The sequence below is a fragment of the Caulobacter sp. DWR1-3-2b1 genome (genome assembly GCF_049895765.1).
GTDB lineage: Bacteria > Pseudomonadota > Alphaproteobacteria > Caulobacterales > Caulobacteraceae > Caulobacter.
In genome coordinates, this window is the sequence record NZ_JAFCSZ010000009.1 from 1 (window position 1) to 13594 (window position 13594).

The following is a 13594-nucleotide window of genomic DNA, read 5'->3' on the forward strand; positions in this document are numbered from 1 at the left end:
CACGATCATCTCCGCCGCCACCTCGGCGACTTCATCGACGCCTACAATTTCGCGCGCCGTCTGAAGACCCTCAACGGCCTGACCCCATACGAATACATCTGCAAAATCTGGACAAAAGAACCTGAGAGATTCAACGTCGATCCAACCCATCAAAGTCCGGGACCAAACATTTAGCCGGCGAAGAGCCAATCGGTAGTGAGTTGGGACATCTGAACGCCGGCGAGCACGATCTGATCTCCGCCGCCCAGGTCTACGACGGTGTCGGCGCCGACTTGGCTGACTGTGTAGGTCGCCCCGCTGTCCAGTCGGACGCGGTCGCCTTCGGCAAGCGAGAAGTCCGTGACTAGGTCAATTCCCGCTCCGGCGCTTAGGTGGAATACGTCGCCGCCCGCACCGCCGGTAAGGGTGTCGGAGCCACGATCGCCAAAGAGCAAGTCGTCGCCGGCCCCGCCGGCGAGGGTGTCATTACCCTGGCCACCTCGGACGATGTCGTCGTCGTCGCCCCCGTCAAGATCATCGTCGCCAAGATTGCCGTAGACGATGTCCTGGCCGGAATCTCCGCTTAGCTTGTCATTGTCCCTGCCGCCGACAACCCAGTCGTCCCCAAGTCCGCCAGAGAGGGTGTCGTCGCCGGCATTGCCATTGATGTCGTCACCGTCGTCGCCCCCGTTCACCTGATCCTTGCCGTCGCCCCCGCGAAGCGTATTGGACCCGTTCCCTCCGGAAATCGTGTCGTTACTGGCCCCGCCCAGGATGCTGTCATCGCCGTTGCCACCATCAATGTCGTCAGCGCCCTCGCCACCATCGATTTCGTCATCGCCGTCGCCACCATCAATGTCATCAGCGCCGTCGCCACCATCGATATCGTCATCGTCATCGCCACCGTCGATGTGGTCATCGTCGCCGCCGCCGGTGATCTGGTCGTCACCTTCGCCGCCGTGCAGCGAATTGGAGCCGTTCCCGCCCGAGATCGTATCGCTACCTGCGCCGCCTGCGATGGTGTCGTCGCCAGGGCCGCCGTCCAACGTGTCTTCTCCCGCGTCTCCGTGCGGCGTTCCGTCCGTTGGTCCACCGCTCGTCGCCGCAGCGCCGTTATGGTCGTCGAGTTCCGAATGGGCCATGAGATCCTCAGGACTGGATATGAATGCGCCGGAGAGAGATTGTACAGGAATAATAATAAGTGCCGCAGATGTTAGATGATTATTGTACTGCATTTAACGTCAAGTTGAAAAAATGAGTTAACGAGTTTGCGTATAGAACTCATCATTAATACGCCTTAATTATAGATACAAATCACGGATATTAACCAAAATGACTTCAGTACTTTCAACGGCGAGCGTTACGTTAGCTGGGGTCACCGGCAAGCGCATTCCGGGCCTCGCCGCCAATAGCTGACGTCCGACAACCACCCTGAACCGACGATCAGCATCTCCGCTTCCGGCGCCAGCGGGCGACCTTTTCCGGTGTCGGTGTATCGCTTCATTTCAGGGCGGGAATTACGGCGGAGAACGGGGATTGGCTGCCCTCCATCCCCGCATTTTTCGAAACAAACTCCAGCTAGATCAGTGGCTTGTAAAATTCTTGATCGCGCCAATCCTCGGCGCTGAAACCGCCCGCATACTGATCTCACCCCAAGGCAAGGGAAGGGACGTCGGCCGGCGACCTGATGGGCCTTGGGGTGTGATCGAGCGGGGTTTGCCAGAGTCGCGAGAGCGGGACCGGCGGACTTAATCAGAGGACAGGGGACGTAAACCTGTTCATCGGGGAACCGCCAGGGTCCCCGCCCGTCCGAAGGTTCGTTCCGGGTCCCCGGGAAGGCCGTGGCTGCAGCTCAAGGGCTGGGTCCGGTTTCGAAGGGGGCAAGCCCGGATGGGGGCAAAAGGTTGAATGAGACCTGCGCGCCCCGGCCAGAGGGATAACGATCACGCGGAGCGTCTGTCTTCGTCGAAACGGTACTCAACTAAACACTCATCCGGGCGAGGCCCGGGCGCTCCGCGACCCTTCCCAACCTTCAGTGGCTGACGCCGCGTGAAGCCGATGAGGCGCGTTCTCAGCCGAGGAAGACGTTCCACATCAGGCGGCCGGGGATGAACGCGAAAGCGCCCGCGATCAGCAGCCCGCCAACAAACATGCCGGTCATCATCTTGCGATGCAGGCGGACGTTGCGACGCCTTATGGCGAAGATCGCCATGGGCAAGGCGATCAGGGTCCAGCCGCTGAGCAGGTGGATAAAGCTGAAATCGCCGTGATTGATATGGCGGATGAACAGCGAACTGACCGCCGTCAGGGTCATGGCGACCACCCAGGTCCAGCCCAGGACCTTGTGAACCCCATTGCCTTTCACCCCGATCAGAAGAGCCGTGCCGATGGCCAGGGCGACGAGGGCGCCGGCGATGTGCAGCTGGATGACCAGCGGCGCGGCGGCGATCAGAGACAGATCCGGGGCATGCGGCGCAAAGCCGAAGCGCTCAAGGAAACGGGCGGGCGCGGCGCGGACGCCGGGGTTTGCGGCGACGATGGCCACCGTAACCGCCGCCAGGGACGGAACGAGGAAACGCCGGCTCGACACCCCGCGCCGCATTGACATGTTTTGGTCGCCCATCTTCATCTCCATCCGCGACGTCGCTGCGTCGACGCCTCACCCCTGGAGCGGCCCTTCTCGTGTCTCAATCGCCGTTGCGTCAGTCACCGCCCCGCTTTCGTGAATGGCTGGCTGACGCCGCTCACGCTTCGCGAACGGCGTTGACCAGCAAGGAGGCGATGCGGGGTTTGCTGGTCTCCGGCGTGGCCGGCGTGTTCCTGGCGCTCACGGGAGCCTTCGGCACCCATCAGGCGACGCTCCTCGTCCGCCTCGCCTATTGGGTGGGTCTATGCGTGGCCGGGGCCGTGGTCGGCGCCGGGGTCAGCCAGGTCGTCGGTCGCGACGGCCGCGCCGACGAGCGGCCCTGGCTCTATGGAACACTGGTCGCGATCGGCATCACCCTGCCCCTCACCATGGTGGTCTGGGCGGTCAGCGAACTGGCCTTCCATGGAGCGCCGCGTCCGGCGGCGCTGCCGGGCTATCTGCTGCCCGTTCTCGTGGTCACCAGCGCCATGACGGCCCTAAACTTCCTGGTTCGGCGCAGACCGCCCCAGACCCACGCCGCATTGGTCGGCGCGCCGGCCCCGCGCTTCCTCGATCGTCTGCCGCCCCGCCTGCGCGGCGCCGAGATCCGCGCCGTCGAGGCGCAGGACCACTATCTGCGCCTGCACACCTCAAAGGGCGAGGACCTGATCCTGATGCGCCTGTCGGACGCGGTCGCAGAACTTGAAGGCATAGACGGCGCCCAGACCCACCGCTCCTGGTGGGTGGCCAAGGACGCGGTCGAGGACGCCAGACGCGGTGACGGCCGAGCGACCCTGTCCCTGCGCGGCGGCGTCGAGGCCCCGGTCAGCCGCGCCTACGCCAAGGCCTTGCGGGAAGCGGGCTGGTTCTAAAGTTCAGGGCTTCCGCCGCGCCCGCCACTCGTCCCGGGTCTGGCCCCAGAGATCGACGACATGGTCGGCGAACGGCGGCGGCAGCTGGCCCCGGCCCTTGTTGTAGGAACCCAATCGTTCGGCGACCTTCTGGGACGGCGTGTTCTCCGGGTCGATACAGTGGATGACCTCGTCCCAGCCCAGTTCGTCGAACGCCCAGCCGATGGTCGCCGTTGCGGCCTCGACGGCGTAGCCCTTGCCCCAGGCGGCGCGGGTCAAGCCCCAGCCGACCTCGGTTCCAGGCCAGCCTTCCGGCTGCCAGGGGCCGATCCGGCCCAGCCACTGGCCGCTGGACTTCTCGATCACCGAGAACATGCCAAAGCCCATCAGGGTCCAGGACCCCGCCATGGAAGCCATGCCGCGCCAGGCGGACGAACGGGGCTGCAGGCCGCCGATGAAGCGAGCGACCTCTTCGTCGGCCATCATGCTCGCCCACCCATCCAGGTCTTCCGTCGCGGTCGGGCGCAGAGTCAGGCGTTCGGTCTCGAGCACGGGGCCAGGTGCTACGGGCATTAGAGAAAGCTCCTTGCTAGACGACGCAGGCCGCGAGGCCCTCGCGTCGCACGGTGCCGGACGCCGCGCCGATCCTGCGCGAGCGCTTGGCGACGTACTTGCCTGGCTTGACCACCTTCCACTTCAACGGGCTGGGCAGGATGGCGGCCAGGCGCGCGGCCTGCACGGTCGTCAGCTTGTCGGCGCCGACCCCGAAATAGCGCCGCGCGGCGGCCTCGGCGCCATAGATGCCAGGGCCGTACTCGATGGAGTTCAGATAGACCTCCATGATCCGTTTCTTGCCCCAAAAGGTCTCGATCAGCACCGTGAACCAGGCCTCCAGTCCCTTGCGCACATAGGAGCGCCCCGGCCACAGGAAGATGTTCTTGGCGGTCTGCTGGCTGATGGTCGAGCCGCCCTTGATCCTGCCGCCCTTCTCGTTGTTGGCATAGGCCTTCTGCAGGGCCTCGATGTCGAAGCCGCGATGGTCGCAGAACTTGGAGTCCTCGGCGGCGATCAGGGCGCGCGGCAGGGCCGGCGAGACCTTTCCGATCGACTTCCAGCGGTGGTCCAGACCCTTGCCCTCGACCGCGCGAATGACCATCAGCGGCGTCACCAGCGGCGGCACGAAGCGGAACACGATCACCGCCAGCACCGGTCCGGCGACCAGCACGATGAACAGAGCCAGAAAGATATTACGCAACAGCTTCACGGATCGCCTCTTGTCTTGACGCTGCGGCGGGATGCTAACGATCGGAGCGTCCCCTGTCGCGGGGGCTAATCAGGGAGTTCGGCATGGATGTCCTCGACGCCGTGAACCGCCGCATGTCGGTGCGCGCCTTCAAGACCGATCCGGTGGACGGCTCCCTGCTGCGCGAGCTTCTGGAAGCCGCCGCCCGCGCTCCTTCCGGCGGCAATCTCCAGCCTTGGCGGGTGCAGGCCATCACTGGCGGGCCGCTGGCGGCGCTGCGCGCGACAATGTTGCAGCGGGTCGCCTCGCCCGACACCCCGCAATATGACGTCTACCCCGCCAATCTCTGGGAACCCCTGCGCAGCCGCCGCTTCCAGGTGGGCGAGGACATGTACGGCGCGCTTGGAATCCCACGCGAGGACAAGCTTGCTCGTCTCCAATGGTTCGCCAGCAACGGCCAGAGCTTCGGGGCGCCGGTGGTGCTGTTCTTCTCGGTCGATCGCCGCTGCGGACCGCCGCAGTGGAGCGACCTGGGCATGTATATGCAGACCCTGATGCTGCTGGCCGTCGAGCGCGGCCTGGACACCTGCGCCCAGGAGTTCTGGTCTCATTACCATCAGGTGGTCCACGACCATGTCGGCCTGCCCGACAGCCACATGCTGTTTTCCGGCATGGCCCTGGGTTACCGCGACGAGGGCGCCGCCGTGAACAGCTGGCGCTCGCGGCGGGATTCGTTCGAGGCCTGGGGGGAGATGCGAGGCTTTGAATAGCTGCGGACCGGTTTGTCGACATGCGGCGCCGCTTGATTGAACAAACCTCCAGCATGAGCGTTTCCGAAGCCTCACTATTGGATAGAACGCGACGCTTGAGTCCCTCTGGAAATCGCTCGATCCCTTTCCCGAGGAGGATTTGGGCGGGTTCCAAGCGACTGGATCTCACCACTAGAGAGGAAACTGCCATGAAGAAAATCGCGCTCGCTGCCATCGCCCTGTTCGCCGTGTCCGGTGTCGCCGCCTGTGAAAGCAAGCAGGACAAGGCCGCCGAAGTGCAGGCCGACTCGCTGGAAGCCAAGGCGGCGGCTACGCCGAACGAAGCCAAGGAAACCGAGTTGAACAAGCAGGCAGACAAGATCGAGCAAAAGGCCGGCAACGCCGACGGCGGCGCGACCACCGCCAACACGCCTAGCGCCCAATAGCCTGACGACTGGAGCTGCGACTCGCCGCTCTCTGAACGAGGCCTCGCCGCTCGAGCGGCGGGGCCTTTGCTCTTTCTAGATCGTCCGGGGTCCGCTGAGGTCCGGAATATCCAGCACCCCCGCCTCGCCATCCTCGTCGCCCCAGGCCAGGCGCTTGCCGTCGGCCGAGACCGAGAGCGCGCTGATCGGCGAGCCCTTCTCGGCCTTCAGGGTCTCGATGCGGCCAGTGCGCATGTGCGCCGCCCAGATCTTGCCGTTGTCCTGACCGGCCAAGGCGACCGGCAGGTTTTCGACCCCCGCCACCCGCACAACCATGGAGTCTCGTGAGAAACCGATCTCGGCGGCTTCCTTGCCCATCGGGCCGCTGGCCCCGGCGAACGGCCAGACCACCGCGCCATTGGCGCCGGCGGTGACCATGAGGTTTCCCTTGTCGAAGAAAGACATGCTCTTGATCTTGGCCGGGTAGCCGCCCATCCGCATGTCCTTGCCGTCCGACAGCCGCCAGCCATGCAGCTGGTTTTCCTGCATCGACGAGACCAGGAACTTGCCGTCGGGACTGAAGCTCACCGCGATGTGGCTGCCGGCCCATTTCAGGACCTGCGGCTTCTGTTCGGCGATCTTGGCCCACCACAGCTGCGCGCCGCCATAGGCCGCCGTGGCCAAGCGACGGCCCTTGGAATCGAAAGCCAGGCCCGACACGGTCTTCTCATGAGCGAAAACGCGGGAGAAAGCCGCATCAGCGACGTCGCGGACATGCGCCTCCTTGCCGGCCGTGAAGGCGATCAGGCCCGAGGCTGGGCTGGCCGCCAGGTGCTCGATCCACTTGCCCTTCACCTCGGCCAAGACGGTGGCGACCACCTCGCCGTTCTCGATTCGGCTCCAGACCACGCGGCCGTCATCGCCGCCGGTGATCAGGCCGTGACCAGAAGGATGCACCACCGCACTCAGGACCGCGCCGCCGATTGGACCGCCATGGGCCTCGACCGTGACATAGCCGCCGTCGGCTTCGAGTCGGACCGTGCCGTCGCCCAGGGCGAAGGCGGCGCGACCGGCGCGGTCGAAAAGGGCTGCGGTGACAAAGGCGTCGAACGAGAAAATCATGCCCGCGCCATACCCCGACAGGGCTCCGGCGCCTAGCCGGATGGCGCCCGAAGGCCCGTGGCGCCCTGTCGGATGCGAACGCCGTTACGTCACACAGAGTCAAAAAGGGGGTTGCCATCGAGCCGCCACGTCGGGCTTTACTTCCTCGTCCGTCTGAGCCAGACGTGGCGACCTAACAATTGCGGGACCGCGAGTGACGCGGCCCTTGGGAGACAGTCAGGCTATGGCGGCTAAACTCTCTGGTGGTGGCGGTGGTCGCTACTCCTTGAATCAGAACTCCGATATCAACGTCACGCCTTTCGTGGACATCCTCCTCGTTCTGCTGATCATCTTCATGGTCGCGGTGCCAATGGCCACCGTCGCGATCAAGGTCGACCTGCCCCCGGCGACGATCCCGCCGCCCAACGCGCCGAAGCCGAAAGAGCCGGTGTTCATCTCGATCCAGGAGTCGGGCGCGCTGTTCATCGCTGAAAAGCAGACCAGCCTCGACAACCTCGAGATCGATCTGGACGCGAAGTTCACGGCGACCGGCCAAGCCGGCGCGAAGGACGATCAGCGCGTCATGATCCGCGCCGACGCCGACGTGCTGTACGCCGACTTCATGGGCGTGCTGAACCAGCTGCAGACCGCTGGCTGGTACAAGGTCGGCCTGATCAACGAAGACATCCACTAGGGATCTTCGGCGCCAGATCTCTGGCGAGCCAAAGTTTGAAAAGCCCCGGAAGCCTCGCTTCCGGGGCTCTTTCTTTGTCCTTTTCCCTCGAAGAAAAATCGCGCGGTGTTGCAGGCAGCCAGCGCCGAAGCCCTACAATTGCCTTCGGGCGCCGGCCCCGCCATGCTGACCACCATGAAACTCGACGCCACGGCCCCGCGCATCGACGCTTCCGACGCCCGCACCACGCGGCGCCCCGCAATGACGCCCGGGACGGGAGATCTGTCGCGACGGGCGCTTCTGGCTTCGACCTTGGCTCTCGCCGCCTGTGGCAAGGGCGCTTCGGCCGATCCAGCCTCCTCTGCCCGCAACGGACCTGTCCCGCTCTTGCGCGACCTGGCGCCGTTCCCGATCGGGACGGAGATCATCACCGACGAATTTGGCCGGCCCGGTTTCGACGCCGCGGCCAGCAGCCAGTTCTCGCAGATCACCGCCGGCTTCGAGATGAAGATGGAGTATATCCTGCAACAGGATGGCTCCCTGCGCTTCGAGGGCGGAGACCGCGTGGCCGCCTTCTGCAAGGCCAATGACCAGGCTCTGCATGGCCACACCCTGATCTGGTACATCGACAAGCCGGCAGCCTTCCAGAAGCTGGTCGGCGACAAGCGAGCCTTCGACCGGGCCTATGCCAACTACATCCAGGCTGTCGCGGGGCGCTACAAGGGCCTGGCGCGCAGTTGGGACGTGGTCAACGAGCCCGTCGCCGACGACGGCGTGTCTCTGCGCGAATCGCTCTGGACCGAGAATCTGGGCCAGGAGGGCCACTTCATCCGGGCCCACGAAGAGGCCCACGCCGCCGACCCAAACGCCCTGCTGTTCGTCAACGACTACCATCTGGAGAGCAAGCCGCATAAGCGACGGACTTTCCTGAAGTTGATCGAGGACATGCTGAAACGCGGCGTGAAGATCGACGGGATAGGCACCCAGACCCACATCGACATCGATCTGCCCCCAGGCAAGATCGCCGAGGCCCTGCGCGACTTGGCCAGCCTTGGCCTGCCCATCCACCTGTCGGAACTGGATGTGTCGTTCCAGACCGACGGCGTCAGCCTGAAATCCCGCGCTGACAGGCAGGCCAACCAACTGCGCCTCTACCGCGAAGCCCTGGAATCCTTCGTCGCCCTGCCCGACAAGCAGCAGTTCGCTTTCACCGTCTGGGGCGTCCGCGACGCCGACTCGTGGCTGCGCAATTCCAGTTGGGGCAAGGACAAGACCGACGCGCCGCTGCTATTCGACGATATGGGCCAGCCCAAGGAAACCTTCTGGACCTTGGTCGACGTCCTTCAAGGCCGCTGATCCCGCCTTTTTGAGCTGGGGCTTCGGCGCCCGATCGAGGATCGCAAGGCTCCGGCCGGTCAGGCCGCAGTCGCCTCGAAGCCGGCCTTCAGTTCGGCCTCGTCCAGATCGCGGCCGATGAAGACCATGCGGCTGTAGCGCTTGTCCTTGTCGGTCCAGGGGCGCTGGAAGTCGCCTTCCAGGATCATGTGCACGGCCTGGAACACCAGACGGCGCTCCTCGCCCTGCACGTCGATGATGCCCTTGGCGCGCAGGATGTCGGGGCCGCGACGGGCCAGCAGGTCGTTGAGCCAGGCGGTGATCTTCTGGCCATCCACGGGCTTGTCCAGGGTCAGGGAGATCCCCTTCACGCCGTCGTCGTGGATGGCGCTGGCGTGGCCGTGATCATGATGGTGGTCGTGGCCGTGATGGTCATGTCCGCAATGCTCGTCATGCACGTGGCCGTGGTCGTGACCGCAGTGCTCGTCATGGACGTGACCCGCCTCGCCATGCGAAGGATTGAGAAAGTGCGGCTCAAGCTCGGTGATCCGCTCCAGGTCGAAACTGTGCTTGCCCAGGATGGCGTCCAGGGGAACGTTCGAGCGCTGGGCGCGATGGATCGGAGCCAGCGGGTTGATGCGGCGGATGCGCGCCTCGACGTGGCGCAGGTCGTCTTCTGAAACGAGATCGGTCTTGTTCAGCACGATCTGGTCGGCGAAGGCGATCTGCTCGACGGCCTCGCGGCTGTCGCCCAGCCGCAGCATGATGTGCTTGGCGTCGACCACGGCGGTCACCGAATCCAGTTGGGTGCGGGCCTTGACGTCCTCGTCGACGAAGAAGGTCTGGGCCACCGGACCGGGATCGGCCAGGCCCGTGGTCTCGACGATGATGGCGTCGAAGCCGCCCTTCCTCTTCATCAGGCCCGACAGCACCCGGATCAGGTCGCCGCGCACCGTGCAGCAGACGCAGCCATTGTTCATCTCGAAGATCTCTTCATCGGCCCCGACTACCAGGTCGTTGTCGATGCCGACTTCGCCGAACTCGTTGACGATCACGGCGTAGCGCTTGCCGTGCTCCTCGGTGAGGATGCGGTTGAGCAGGGTGGTCTTGCCGGCGCCGAGATAGCCGGTCAGCACGGTGACGGGGATCTTGCCGGTCGAAGCGGGAGTCTGGGTCATGGCCGCTATTTAGGGGGTCCAGCGCCCTGGCGAAAGCCACCCCGGGAGTATCGGCGTCAGGTCTTGAAGAAGGCCACGGCCACGCCGACCAGAATCAGGGCCGCGCCGAGGATGGTTTCCTCATAGCGCTCAACCCATTGCAGCCCCAGGCGCTTGAAGCCGGCCAGGCTCAGGGCGGTGAAGATCAGCATGCCCGCCGAGGTCGCCGCCAGCAGCACCAGACTCAGTAGCAGGAAGGCCTGCCAACCATGCTCCATACCGGCCAGGTAATAGGGCAGGAAGGCCTCGCAGGGCGAAAGGGTCAGCAGGGTCACCAGGGCGGCGATGGCGGCCTTGTCCGAGCCGTAGGTCCGGCTGGCTTCCGGCATGGCGTGGCTGTGACGCCCGCGCAGCACATAGAAGACGCCAACCGCGACCATCAGTCCGCCAACGACCCAGTGAAAGACGCCGCCCAGGCTGGGTTGCAGGGCCAGGCCCGCGACCACCAGAGCCAGGCCCAGCACCATAGTGAGGCCCACATGGCCCAGCCCCGCGAGGAGGGTCACGCCCAGCGTACGGCTGGTCGACCACTTCTGAGCACGACCGACCAGCACGAACGGCAGCCAATGGGTTGGCAGGGCCGCGTGCAGAAAAGCCACGGCAAAACCGGTGGCGGCGATCGAGGCGAAGAAGGTCGAATTCACGCCAAAGGCTATATACTGTTACATTGTAACGTTCCAGTCCGAATCCGTCCTGTGGAGCGTCAGCGTTTCATGGTCAGGAATCTGTCGCAGACCGTTGACTCAAGGTCGGTCGGCTGTATAAGTCCGCCCCCTCGCCCGCCGGGTTTCCTTGCGGGCGTTCCCTATTTTGCGAACGCACGTTTCTTAAGGCGCTAACCTATGTACGCGGTGATCAAAACCGGCGGCAAGCAGTACCGGGTCCAAGCCGGCGATCTGCTGGTTGTCGAAAAGCTCGACGGTGAACCGGGCTCGGAAGTCGCTTTCGGCGAAGTCCTGATGCTTGGCGAAGGCGAGGCCGTGACGGTCGGCGCCCCCACGGTAGACGGCGCTGTCGTCTCCGGAACCCTGCTCGAAACCCGCAAGGGTGAGAAGGTGAAGATCTTCAAGAAGATCCGCCGTCAGGGCTATCGCCGCACCCGCGGTCACCGCCAGACCGAGTCGGTCGTGCGCGTGACCTCGGTTTCGGGCGCTGGTTCGGAAACCAAGTGGGACGGCGTCATCGACCTGACCCCAAAGGTCATCCTGAACGCCCGCGCTCGCGGCCTCGGCGACGCCGCCGTGCCCTTCACGATCCCGGTCGCCAAGACGGCCGCTCCGGTCGCTGAAGCCGCCCCGAAAAAGAAGGCCGCGCCGAAGAAGGCTGCAGCTGCCCCGGAAGACGGCGAAGCCTAAGCGGCTGCGCCTCTAGAGATTAGGAGAGCAAGATGGCTCACAAGAAATCAGGCGGCTCGTCCAGCAACGGTCGCGACTCCGACGGCCGCCGCCTTGGCGTGAAGAAGTTCGGCGGCGAGAAGGTTCTCGCTGGCAACATCATCATCCGTCAACGCGGTACGAAGTTCTGGCCTGGCGCCGGCGTCGGCATCGGCAAGGATCACACTCTTTTTGCGCTTATCGAAGGCGCGGTGAAGTTCGTGACCAAGAAGCATAATCGCACCTACGTGACGGTAGCGCCCAAGGCGCAGCCCGCCGAGTAGTACGCACTCGACTTTTTCGGGTCGTGCTTCTCTCGCGAGAAGACGATCCGGACAGACGAACCTAAGCGGGGAGTCCGGAACGCCGGGCTCCCCGCTTTTGTTTTGCCTGCGACGCCATGAAACACCGAATCGCCATGGCGGCGTCACGGTCCCCGAGCAAAGAGGGATCGAGAAACCGGGAGGCGTACTATGTGCGTCATCGACAGCAGTCCCATCATCGAGACGCGGCGCATCGTGCTGCGCGCTCCGGCCATGGACGACGTTCAGAGCCTCGTGGCCCTGGGCGGCGACAGCGACATCGCGCGCATGACCACGCGCATGCCCTGGCCCTATGGCCGGACGGACGCGGAAGACTTCGTCGGCCGCTGCCAGGCGCAGGATCGCAGGCGTGACAACACCTTCGCCATCGAGCTGGAAGACGAGGGCGTGATCGGCGTGCTGGGCCTGTTCACGCCGCCGAGCGGTCATCTTGAGATCGGCTACTGGGTCGGCAAACCGTTCTGGGGCCGGGGCCTCGCCACCGAGGCCTGCCAGGGCGCGCTGGACTGGGCCAAACGCGAATGGCGCAAGAAGCTGGTGGTCGCCGGGCACTTCGCCGACAACCCCGCCTCTGGCCAGGTGCTGATCAAGGCCGGCTTTCTCTATACCGGCGTCGTCGAAATGAAGCCGTCCGTCGCGCGTGGCGAGCCGGCGGCGACGCGGATGATGGTGTGGCTGGCCTAGAGAGTTAAGCCGCGCGGTGGGTCGCGATGACCTTCTGCGCGCCTTCGCGGAAGCGCTTCTCGGCGGTCAGTATGCGGTCGCACAGCGCGTCCAGATCCGACAGCAGCGAATAGGTGGCGTAGATGGGGATCTCCATCAGGGCCACCTGGGCGCGCGGCATGAACTCGCAGTACTTCTTCCAGGAAGGGTGGGCGTCGCGCGCGCTCATGGCCCTCTGGCCCAGCGGGTTCCAGAGATCCAGGTCCATCAGCTCGTCCCGGCACTGCTTCATCACCGGCAGGGCGATGTAGAGGAACAGGAAGGTCGGTGTCGCGGCGCGGCTGAACTGAGGCTGCACCTGCATGTGCCAGATGCGGAAGGCCTCGAAGAAGCCGGCCTTGCGCTTGGGATCCGGCGGCAGCCAGGTGGCGTCCTGATTGATCAGTTCGCCCGCGGAAGAGGCGCGCTTGAGCAGTTCGTCGGCCGACCGACCATCGGCCATGGTCTTGGACAGCGCGGCGATCGGGATGTTCAGCTTTCTGGCGACGTCGCTATAGGCCACCTGCTGGCCCTGCATCGGCGTCCACTGGCCAAACGACGCGGCCTTGGGGTCCTTGGCGCGCTTCATCGCGGCGGCCTGGTGCATCAGCAGCTGTTCTTCGCGCTGCTTGTGAGCTCTGTAGCGGTCGAAATCGGATTCGTGGGAGGCTTGCTCCTCGGCCGTCATCCAGCGGGCCCGGCCGGGACCGTAGGTGCGCTCATGCCGGTTGAGTAGAACCAGAAGGTGTTCGGCGCTGGGACGCTCGCCGATGTCGGCGAGGAAGGCGCGGAAATCTCGCCAGGTGCCGGTCACGCCGGTGCCGCGGCTCATCAGGATATTGCGGTGGATCGAGGCTTCGCCGGCGTACTTCTTACACAGCGTCTGGAGCGTCAGGTCCCGCAGGTCCTCCGCTAGTTCCCCTCCGACGTCCTGTGCCGTTGTCAACGCCAGCCTCCCATTCCATCGTAAGAACGACGGTTTCGCTGCAGGCCCCGT

Annotated in this window: 16 protein-coding genes and 1 pseudogene; 9 read left to right on the top strand and 8 right to left on the bottom strand. The window is 64.8% G+C overall.

The genetic code is table 11. The annotated features are described in order from the left end of the window. Positions 1-174, top strand: a pseudogene (locus ACP69S_RS10345) (IS481 family transposase); the annotation flags it as partial. Here the strand turns inward: ACP69S_RS10345 and ACP69S_RS10350 are convergent. Next, complete coding sequence (locus ACP69S_RS10350; RefSeq protein ID WP_425996887.1) at positions 171-1214, bottom strand: calcium-binding protein; 1044 nt, start codon at positions 1212-1214, stop codon at positions 171-173. The pseudogene ACP69S_RS10345 and the gene ACP69S_RS10350 overlap by 4 nt on opposite strands. An 836-nt stretch (positions 1215-2050) precedes the next feature. Beyond that, positions 2051-2602: a DUF2306 domain-containing protein gene (locus ACP69S_RS10355; RefSeq protein WP_425996888.1), complete on the bottom strand. Its 552-nt coding sequence runs from the start codon at positions 2600-2602 to the stop codon at positions 2051-2053. Between ACP69S_RS10355 and ACP69S_RS10360 the strand changes: the two genes are divergently transcribed. Then, the gene (locus ACP69S_RS10360; RefSeq protein WP_425996890.1) at positions 2581-3477 is read left to right on the top strand and encodes a LytTR family DNA-binding domain-containing protein; all 897 of its coding nucleotides are present in this window, start codon (positions 2581-2583) and stop codon (positions 3475-3477) included. The two genes, ACP69S_RS10355 and ACP69S_RS10360, sit on opposite strands and share 22 nt — an antisense overlap. Before the next feature lie 3 nt (positions 3478-3480). On the opposite strand, the gene ACP69S_RS10365 is transcribed toward ACP69S_RS10360, so the two are convergent. Both ACP69S_RS10365 and mtgA read right to left on the bottom strand, forming a co-directional pair. Beyond that, complete coding sequence (locus ACP69S_RS10365) at positions 3481-4029, bottom strand: GNAT family N-acetyltransferase (RefSeq protein ID WP_425996892.1); 549 nt, start codon at positions 4027-4029, stop codon at positions 3481-3483. Positions 4030-4045: 16 nt separating this feature from the next. Beyond that, positions 4046-4720, bottom strand: a complete 675-nt coding sequence (mtgA, locus tag ACP69S_RS10370; protein ID WP_425996894.1) for a monofunctional biosynthetic peptidoglycan transglycosylase — start codon at positions 4718-4720, stop codon at positions 4046-4048. Between the two features lie 83 nt (positions 4721-4803). Here mtgA and ACP69S_RS10375 point away from each other — a divergent pair, with 83 nt between their 5' ends. Next, positions 4804-5469, top strand: a complete 666-nt coding sequence (locus ACP69S_RS10375; protein ID WP_425996896.1) for a nitroreductase — start codon at positions 4804-4806, stop codon at positions 5467-5469. 188 nt (positions 5470-5657) lie between these two features. Then, complete coding sequence (locus ACP69S_RS10380; RefSeq protein ID WP_425996898.1) at positions 5658-5894, top strand: hypothetical protein; 237 nt, start codon at positions 5658-5660, stop codon at positions 5892-5894. Positions 5895-5969: 75 nt separating this feature from the next. Here ACP69S_RS10380 and ACP69S_RS10385 read toward each other — a convergent pair whose 3' ends face one another. Beyond that, a complete protein-coding gene (locus tag ACP69S_RS10385; protein ID WP_425996900.1) occupies positions 5970-6995 on the bottom strand; it encodes a WD40 repeat domain-containing protein in 1026 nt (341 codons plus the stop codon). A gap of 223 nt (positions 6996-7218) precedes the next feature. On the opposite strand from ACP69S_RS10385, the gene ACP69S_RS10390 reads away from it, so the two are divergent. Next, entirely contained in the window at positions 7219-7668 is a 450-nt protein-coding gene (locus tag ACP69S_RS10390; RefSeq protein WP_425996902.1) for a biopolymer transporter ExbD, read from the top strand. Between the two features lie 105 nt (positions 7669-7773). Next, positions 7774-9003 (top strand): endo-1,4-beta-xylanase, encoded by a 1230-nt coding sequence (locus ACP69S_RS10395; protein ID WP_425996904.1) that lies wholly within the window; start codon positions 7774-7776, stop codon positions 9001-9003. A 59-nt stretch (positions 9004-9062) separates the two neighbouring features. Here the strand turns inward: ACP69S_RS10395 and ACP69S_RS10400 are convergent, their stop codons facing one another. Together ACP69S_RS10400 and ACP69S_RS10405 are read right to left on the bottom strand one after the other, a co-directional pair. Continuing rightward, a complete protein-coding gene (locus ACP69S_RS10400) occupies positions 9063-10160 on the bottom strand; it encodes a CobW family GTP-binding protein (RefSeq protein ID WP_425996906.1) in 1098 nt (365 codons plus the stop codon). Between the two features lie 56 nt (positions 10161-10216). Next, the gene (locus tag ACP69S_RS10405; protein ID WP_425996908.1) at positions 10217-10843 is read right to left on the bottom strand and encodes a hypothetical protein; all 627 of its coding nucleotides are present in this window, start codon (positions 10841-10843) and stop codon (positions 10217-10219) included. Between the two features lie 198 nt (positions 10844-11041). Here ACP69S_RS10405 and rplU point away from each other — a divergent pair, with 198 nt between their 5' ends. The 3 genes from rplU (at position 11042) to ACP69S_RS10420 (ending at position 12579) form a co-directional block, all read left to right on the top strand. Beyond that, on the top strand, positions 11042-11554 hold the full coding sequence (gene rplU, locus ACP69S_RS10410; protein WP_425996910.1) for a 50S ribosomal protein L21: 513 nt from the start codon (positions 11042-11044) through the stop codon (positions 11552-11554). Between the two features lie 32 nt (positions 11555-11586). Then, positions 11587-11856, top strand: a complete 270-nt coding sequence (rpmA, locus tag ACP69S_RS10415; RefSeq protein WP_425996912.1) for a 50S ribosomal protein L27 — start codon at positions 11587-11589, stop codon at positions 11854-11856. Between the two features lie 189 nt (positions 11857-12045). Then, positions 12046-12579, top strand: a complete 534-nt coding sequence (locus tag ACP69S_RS10420) for a GNAT family N-acetyltransferase (RefSeq protein ID WP_425996914.1) — start codon at positions 12046-12048, stop codon at positions 12577-12579. A gap of 4 nt (positions 12580-12583) precedes the next feature. Here ACP69S_RS10420 and ACP69S_RS10425 read toward each other — a convergent pair whose 3' ends face one another. Beyond that, positions 12584-13543 (bottom strand): hypothetical protein, encoded by a 960-nt coding sequence (locus ACP69S_RS10425; protein WP_425996916.1) that lies wholly within the window; start codon positions 13541-13543, stop codon positions 12584-12586. Between the last annotated feature and the right edge of the window lie 51 nt (positions 13544-13594).